This window comes from Nonomuraea deserti (assembly GCF_004348685.1).
GTDB classification, from domain to species: Bacteria; Actinomycetota; Actinomycetes; order Streptosporangiales; family Streptosporangiaceae; genus Nonomuraea; species Nonomuraea deserti.
Genome location: NZ_SMKO01000313.1, coordinates 1 through 7,204, shown reverse-complemented (window position 1 = coordinate 7,204; position 7,204 = coordinate 1). Strand labels below are relative to the sequence as shown.

Here is a 7,204-nt window from a genome sequence, read left to right as displayed (position 1 = left end):
CAGATGTGTATAAGCGACAGCGTCGCCGTGGGGCGGCTCAGGGGGAGACGTCACTGCGCTGGCTCCTCTCGGAGGCGTGAACCACATCACACCCCGATACGGCGGCCCTGTCGAGCCGGTGAGCAGGATCAGCATCCTTGCGGCCTCAGCGGGGCCGGGTGAGCTGGGGAGGCAGCGGACGCGCGTGCACGACGTCGAGCCGGGAGACGGCCCGGGTGAGGGCGACGTACAGGCGGTTCAGCCCGCGCCGCTCCGCCTCGGCGATGGCGGCGGGCTCGGCCACGATCACGTGGTCGTACTCCAGGCCCTTGGCCATGGCGGCGGGCAGCACCGTCAGCCGCTCGCCCGCGTCGACGCCCTCGTCCCGCAGCGCCGACGCGAGCTCCTCCACGTCCGCGCCGGCCGCGATCACCCCGATCGAGCCCTCGAACGCCAGCGCCTCGCGGACCGCCGCCACCACGCCCTTGGCCGGCTTCGCCACCCGGGTCACCCGCAGCCGGCCGTCGGCGCGGTATGAGCGCGTCGCCGGCACCTCCACGTCGAGCGCCGCCAGCAGCGTGTTGGCCAGGTCGACCACCGCCGCGGGCACCCTGAAGCCGGTGGTCAGGGCGATGACCCGGGCGTCCGGCTTGCCGAGCAGCCCCATGCGCTCCCGCCACGAGGTGGCGGCCCACGGGGTGGTGCCCTGGGCGAGGTCGCCGAGCACGGTGAGCGAGCCGTGCTCGCTGCGCCTGGCCACCGCCCGGCACTCCATGGGCGACAGGTCCTGGGCCTCGTCCACGATGACGTGCCCGTAGCCGCGCGGGCGCTCGATGAGCCCGGCGAGCTCGTCGAGCAGCACCAGGTCGGCGACCGACCACGTGGCGCTCCTGACGCTGCGGGGCGGCCTGTCCCAGGTGATGGCGGCGCGCTCGGCGTCCGACAGCACGCCCGCGGCCGGATCGGGGCCCGATCCTGGGCCGCGCAGCAGCTCGTACAGGACCTCCACGGGCCTGGCGGCGGGCCAGAGCACGTCGAGCGACGAGGTGACGCCGCGGCCGATCCTGCGGAGCCAGGGCGCGTTCGGCGTCTGGCCGCGGGTCTCGGCCTGCCGCCGGATCGACTCGACCACCCTCGCGCGTACGCGTTCCCGCCCGACGGCGTACGGGAGCGCCTCGCGCCGGGTGTCGTCCACGAACCGGCGCAGTTCGTCCTCGTACACCCGCCACCGGTAGGAGCCGTCGGGCACGACGACCGGCTCGACCGGCTTGCCGATCCGCCCGTACAGGGCTTTGCGCAGGACCGTCGCCATCCGGGCGTCATGCTTGACGGCGGCGGCCTCCTCGCTGTCGGTCGCGGTGACGGGCACGGCGCCGAGCAGCCGCTCCAGCGTGGTCTGCTCGACGTCCACCTCGCCGAGCGCGGGCAGGACGGCGGAGATGTAGCCGAGGAAGGCCCGGTTCGGGCCGAGCACCAGCACACCCGAGCGTTCGAGGCGCCGGCGGTGCGCGTACAGCAGGAAGGCGGCCCGGTGCAGCCCGACAGCGGTCTTGCCGGTGCCGGGTGCGCCCTGGACGCAGATCGAGGTGTCCAGCTCGGCGCGTACGAGGTCGTCCTGCTCGGGCTGGATGGTGGCGACGATGTCGCGCATGGGGCCCACACGGGGGCGTTCGATCTCGGCGGCGAGGATCCTGCTCCCGCCCTCCTCGCCCTGTTCGAGCCGCTCGTCCTCGAAGCTCGTCAGGGTGGTGCCCGACCAGCCGAAGCGGCGGCGCACCGCGACGCCCTGGGGGTCGCGGGCGCCGGCCCGGTAGAAGGCCCTCGAGACGGGCGCGCGCCAGTCGATCACGAGGGGCGGGCCGCCGTGCTCGCCGGTGATGTGGCGCCGGCCGATGTGGTACGCGCGGCCGCGGTGCTCGGCCGAGCCCGGCCCGAAGTCGAGCCGCCCGAAGAACGGCGGCCCTTCGGGCTCCTCGCCGAGCTCGTTGGCCAGGCTCTTGAGGTGGCGTCCCAGCCGTTCCGCGCTGTAGCGGTCGCCGGCCACGGTCTCGCCGACGATCACGTTGTCGCGCGCGCCTCGCACCATCCTGCGCAGTCCGGTCCTGCACTCTTCGACGTACCGTCTCTCGTCGTCGAGCGTGCCCATCGCACCTCCCAAAGTGTTAACTCGGTTAAGAGATTGACCAGGTTAACATTTTGGTAGGGTGTGCTCATGACGGGACTGCGAGAGCTCCAGCGGCAGCGGGTGCACGATGCCATCTCGACGGCGGCCATCGCGCTCTTCCTGGAGCGCGGCTTCGACGAGGTGCCCGTGACGGAGATCGCGGCGGCGGCCGGTGTGTCGAAGCCGACGTTGTTCAAGTACTTCGCGACGAAGGAGGACCTCGCCCTCCACCGCATCGCCGACCACCGCGGGGAGGCGGCGCGCGTGGTGCGGCGGCGCGCGGAGGGCGAGGGGGCGGTGCAGGCGCTGCGCCGCCACTTCCTCGACGGGCTCGCCCGGCACGACCCCGTCACCGGGCTGAACGACGACCCCGAGGTGGTGGCCTACCACCGGATGGTGTTCTTCACGCCGGGCCTGGCGGCGCGGCTGTTGCAGCACATGGCGCTCGAAGAGCGGGCGCTCGCCGAGGCGCTGGCCGAGACGACCGACGACCTGACCGCGGGACTGCTCGCGGGGCAGGTGCTGGCCACGCAGCGGGTGCTGGCCCGGCGCACCTGGGAGCAGCTGGCCGGGGGACGGCCGCTCGGAGAGGTCGAGGCCGAGGCGGTTCGCGCGGCCGGGCGGGCGTTCTCGCTGCTGCCCGCGCTGTGACCCGTGCCCGCGCTGTGACCCCTGCCCCGCTGTGACCCGTGCCCGCGCTGCGGCCCGCTGCCCGCGCGGGTTCAGCCGGGCGGAGCCGCCAGCCAGGTCTCGTGCAGGTGCAGCCAGCGCAGCCCCGGGCCGCGCCGGAACACCACCGTCGCCCGGCGCCCCCGCGCGGCCGGGGACGGCGCGTGCCCGCCGGCAGCCGTCCCATGCCACTCCTCGTAGGTCGCCACCACGAGATCGCCCGAGTCGGCCACCACGCGGACATCGCGGATGGTGATCCTGAGGTCCGGCGCGCTGCCGTGGGAGCCCTCGACCCAGGCCCGCACCTTCTCCCGTGTCATCGCCACGCCGTCGGGGCCGGCCAGGGTGAAGTCCGGCGCGAGCGCCCCGGTGAAGGACACGAAGTCTGCCCGGTCCGCCGTCCCGGTCAGCCACGCCTCGATCACCCGGTGCAGGCGGATCACCTCGCGCTCGGCGTCCGTCATGACATGCTCCGAGCGGCGATCCAGTCGCGCAGCGGCGTGAGAGGGACGCCCAGCCGCTCACCGGCGTCGTGGGCGGTGGCGAAGAAGCCCTCCGTGTCGCGGATCCACCGGTAGGTGCCGGCGACCCCGGCAGCCGTCTGCGTGCCCGCCATCCGCGCCAGGTCCGCCTCGAACGCGTCCACGTCCTGCTCCTCGTACCGCACCTGAGGCCCGAACGCCGCCGCCAGCTCATGCCCCGTCAGCGCCCGCGGCCCGCCCACGTCCAGCGTGAGCCCGTCCAGGCCGTCGCGCGTGAGCGCCGCGGCCGTCGCCGCGCCCAGGTCGTCGTGCGTCAGCCACGGTACGGCGACCCGCGCGGGCACGGGGTACCGCAGCACGCCCGAGCTCGCGAGCGGGCCGGACACCCAGGGCGCCAGCAGGTTGTCGGCGTAGAGAGGCGGGCGCAGCACCACCACCGGCAGGCCGCTGCCCAGCAGGGCCGCCGCCGCGGTCCTGCGCGTGTCGAACGCGGCCACGCCCGTCTCGCGGGCGGGCAGCCGGTTGCCCGTGTTGAACACCAGCCGCCGCACCCCGGCGGCCCGGGCGCCGCCGATCACGTGGCGCACGTAGGCGGAGACCGTGGCGGGGTCGAACTCCATGGGCAGCACCACCGACGCGTGCGTCACCCCCTCGAACGCCTCCTTCACCCGCACGGCGTCCCCGAGGTCGCCGGGGAAGGGCCGTACCCCTTCAGGGACGTTCGCGGTGCGGGAGAAGCCGCGGACGTCGTGCCCCGCCGCGACCAGCCGGCGGGCGACGGCGCCGCCCTGGGCGCCCGAGGCGCCGATCACCAGAAATCTCATAGGTACATCCTTCCGGCGTGCGGCAATACGCTCTATAAAGGAACATCTCCCAATATTTAAGGATCGTCCGGTGGATGGTGACCTGCTGAGCGAGCTGCTGGGGCCGCTCCGCCTGCGCGGGGTGTTCCGCAGCCGCTGGACGGCCCGCGCGCCGTGGGGCGTGACGGGCGAGCGGGAAGACTGCGCCCTGCTGCACTACATCAGTGAAGGCGCGTGCACGGTGGAGCTGCCGGGGGCCGAGCCGGTGCTGCTGGGCGCGGGGGAGCTGGCCGTCTTCCCGCACGGCACCGGCCACCGGCTCGGCGACGCGCCCGGCAGCCCCGCCGTACCGCTGGACAGCCTGCTCCCCGGGCGGGAGCCTGGCCTGGCGCGCAGGGTGTCGATCGACGGCCCGGGACCGCTGACCGCCGTGCTCTGCGGCGGGCTGCACTACGACGCCGCCGCCGCGGCCCCGCTCTACCGGGCGCTGCCGCAGATGCTCGTGCTCGACCGGGCGGCGATCGCCGGCGAGTCGCTGCTCGGCGACATGCTGGACCGGCTGGCCGGAGGCTGGGACGGCGGGGAGCCCGGGCTGGAGATCGTCGCGTTGCGCGCCTTCGAGCTGGCCTTCGTGCTCGCCCTGCGCGCGGCCCTGGCCAACCTGTCCGAGGGCGAGCCGATCCTGCGCGCCCTGCGGCATCCGGCCGTCGGGGCGGCGCTGCTGGCCGTGCAGACCAGGTTCGCCGAGCCCTGGACGGTGGAGTCGCTGGCCGAGGAGTCGGGACTGTCGCGCTCGGCGTTCGCGGCGGCCTTCCGCGAGCTCGTCGGCGAGGCGCCGATGCGGCACCTGACCGCCCGCAGGATGCAGGAGGCCGCGCGGCTTCTCGCCGAGAGCACCCTCCCGCACAGCCGGATCGCGCGGCGCGTCGGTTATCAGTCGACGGTTGGTTTTCATCTGGCTTTCAAGCAATGGCATGGTTTGACGCCCGGCGAATTTCGCAAGAACGCCGACGTCCGCGCAGGTGGGAAGGGTTTCTGGTAGATATCATGACCGCCCCTTGACCTTTTCGGAGTCAAGGCGATACGGGATATCGCGAGCCGGGCTCTTACCTGAAAGGACTGATTTGTGAGCGGACCTCCCCTGCCCACCGTCGGCTACGGAAACGGATCGGAAGGTGGCGGTAAGTGATCGGCGGAATGGTGTCCCGCGGATGGACGCGGGCACGTTCCGTGCTGCCCGAGCGCGCCGCGCTGGCCGCCATGGGCCGGACGCCCCGCCGCGACCTGCTCGCCGGTCTCACGGTGGCGATCGTGGCTCTGCCGCTGGCCCTCGGGTTCGGCATCTCCTCCGGCGCAGGCGCGGCGGCGGGCCTGGCCACCGCCGTGGTCGCCGGAGTGCTGGCCGCGCTGTTCGGCGGGTCGGACCTCCAGGTGACCGGCCCGACCGGGGCGATGACGGTGGTCCTCGTGCCGATCGTGCACGCGCACGGCATACCCGGCGTCCTGGCGGTCGGGCTGATGGCCGGAGTGCTGCTGATCGCTCTGGCCCTGGCGCGCGCGGGCCGGTACATCGCGCTCGTGCCCGCCCCCGTCGTGGCGGGCTTCACCGTCGGCATCGCCCTCGTCATCGGCCTGCAGCAGGTCCCCCACGCCCTCGGCGTGCCCGCCGGGGGCGGCGACACGGTCGCGGTCGCCGCCTGGCACGCCCTGGTGCGCTTCCTGGCCGGACCGCACTGGTGGGCCATGTGCGTCACCGTGGCCGTCGCCGCGGCGCTGATCGTGGGCGCGAGCCTGCGGCCCGCCGTGCCGTTCTCGCTGCTCGCCGTGGTCGCCGCCACCGTCATCGCCGAGCTGGCCGAGCTGCCGCTGGCCAGGATCGGCGACCTGCCGGCCGGGCTGCCCGCGCCGTCGCTGGAGTTCCTCGACCCGGGGGCGCTGCCGTCCCTCATGGCGCCGGCCGTCGCCGTGGCCGCCCTGGCGGCGCTCTCGACCCTGCTGTCGGCCGCCGTCGCCGACGGCATGAGCGGCACCCACCGGCACGACCCCGACAGGGAGCTGTTCGGCCAGGGCGTCGCCAACCTCGTCGCCCCGCTGTTCGGCGGCATTCCCGCCACGGGCGCGATCGCCCGCACCGTGGTCAACGTCCGTGCGGGAGCCGGGTCCCGGCTGGCGGCGCTGGCGCACGCGGCCATCCTCGCCGTCATCGTCTACTGCGCGGCCGGGCTCGTCTCCCGGATTCCGCTGGCCGCGCTGGCCGGCGTGCTGGTCGCCACCTCGATACGCATGGTGGAGGTCGGGACACTGAGAGCCATGTTCCGCTCCACGCGTGGCGACGCCGTGGTGCTGGTGCTGACCGCCGTCGCCACGCTGGCTCTCGACCTGGTGGTGGCCGTCGTCCTCGGCCTGATCGCGGCCGGGGCGCTGGCGCTGCGGGCCGTCGCCAGGAACGCGCGCCTGCACCTGGAGCCGCTCCGCCACGACCTGCACCCCGTGGCCGAGCACGCCCTGCTCACCGAGCACATCGTGACCTACCGCCTCGACGGGCCGCTGTTCTTCGCGGCCGCACACCGCTTCCTGCTGACGCTCTCCGAAGTGAGCGGCGTGTCCGTCGTGGTGCTGCGCATGTCCCGCGTCACCACCATCGACGCCAGCGGGGCGCTCGCCCTCGCCGACGCCATCGAACACCTCGAGCGCCGCGGCATCATGGTGTACGTCTCGGGCATCCCCGACCGCCACCACCAGCCGCTGGAGGCACTCGGGGTGGCCGGCCGCCTGGCCAGGGCCGGCCAGGTGTACCCGACGACCGGCGAGGCCATCACGGCCGCCCGCGACCGCCTCCACCACGCCGGCGTGCTCCCAGGCCTGGCCGGCTGACCTCGCGCCCCGCCATACTCCCCGCCATCGCCCACCTGAACGCCTCCGCGTCCCCGCGCCGCACCGGCCGGGTTCCCTGCCCGCTCTCGCGGCGGTGGCGGGCGCCGCCGGGGAGCTAGGGGCGGGTGCGTGGTCGGAGCCGGGGTCGGGCCCGGGATCGGAGCTGTGCCCGGCCCGGTGGTCGGCTCGGTGCCCGGCTCGATGGTCGGCCCGGCCGGTCAGGCGAGAGGGCG

General features: G+C 74.4%; 6 protein-coding genes. 3 read left to right on the top strand and 3 right to left on the bottom strand.

All coding sequences use genetic code 11. The features are described from left to right. Window positions 1–145: 145 nt before the first annotated feature. Window positions 146–2,125: a HelD family protein gene (locus E1292_RS48730; protein ID WP_132606608.1), complete on the bottom strand. Its 1,980-nt coding sequence runs from the start codon at window positions 2,123–2,125 to the stop codon at window positions 146–148. A gap of 66 nt (window positions 2,126–2,191) precedes the next feature. Between E1292_RS48730 and E1292_RS48725 the strand changes: the two genes are divergently transcribed. Next, window positions 2,192–2,794, top strand: a complete 603-nt coding sequence (locus tag E1292_RS48725) for a TetR/AcrR family transcriptional regulator (RefSeq protein WP_132606607.1) — start codon at window positions 2,192–2,194, stop codon at window positions 2,792–2,794. 71 nt (window positions 2,795–2,865) lie between these two features. Here the strand turns inward: E1292_RS48725 and E1292_RS48720 are convergent, their stop codons facing one another. Both E1292_RS48720 and E1292_RS48715 read right to left on the bottom strand, forming a co-directional pair. Next, window positions 2,866–3,276 carry a nuclear transport factor 2 family protein gene (locus E1292_RS48720; protein WP_132606606.1) on the bottom strand — a complete coding sequence of 137 codons (411 nt, stop codon included), beginning with the start codon at window positions 3,274–3,276 and terminating at the stop codon, window positions 2,866–2,868. Continuing rightward, the gene (locus E1292_RS48715; protein WP_132606605.1) at window positions 3,273–4,118 is read right to left on the bottom strand and encodes an SDR family oxidoreductase; all 846 of its coding nucleotides are present in this window, start codon (window positions 4,116–4,118) and stop codon (window positions 3,273–3,275) included. Before E1292_RS48715 ends, E1292_RS48720 begins: the two co-directional genes overlap by 4 nt. 70 nt (window positions 4,119–4,188) lie before the next feature. Here E1292_RS48715 and E1292_RS48710 point away from each other — a divergent pair, with 70 nt between their 5' ends. Together E1292_RS48710 and E1292_RS48705 are read left to right on the top strand one after the other, a co-directional pair. Then, the gene (locus E1292_RS48710) at window positions 4,189–5,139 is read left to right on the top strand and encodes an AraC family transcriptional regulator (protein ID WP_246090981.1); all 951 of its coding nucleotides are present in this window, start codon (window positions 4,189–4,191) and stop codon (window positions 5,137–5,139) included. Window positions 5,140–5,294: 155 nt separating this feature from the next. After that, a complete protein-coding gene (locus tag E1292_RS48705) occupies window positions 5,295–6,971 on the top strand; it encodes a SulP family inorganic anion transporter (RefSeq protein WP_132606609.1) in 1,677 nt (558 codons plus the stop codon). The last annotated feature ends 233 nt before the right edge of the window (window positions 6,972–7,204 follow it).

Excerpts from the sequence above, each read along its gene's own strand:
- E1292_RS48730 (WP_132606608.1), bottom strand. The coding sequence starts at position 2,125 with ATGGGCACGCTCGACGACGAGAGACGGTACGTCGAAGAGTGCAGGACC.
- E1292_RS48725 (WP_132606607.1), top strand. The coding sequence starts at position 2,192 with ATGACGGGACTGCGAGAGCTCCAGCGGCAGCGGGTGCACGATGCCATC.
- E1292_RS48720 (WP_132606606.1), bottom strand. The coding sequence starts at position 3,276 with ATGACGGACGCCGAGCGCGAGGTGATCCGCCTGCACCGGGTGATCGAG.
- E1292_RS48715 (WP_132606605.1), bottom strand. The coding sequence starts at position 4,118 with ATGAGATTTCTGGTGATCGGCGCCTCGGGCGCCCAGGGCGGCGCCGTC.
- E1292_RS48705 (WP_132606609.1), top strand. The coding sequence starts at position 5,295 with ATGGTGTCCCGCGGATGGACGCGGGCACGTTCCGTGCTGCCCGAGCGC.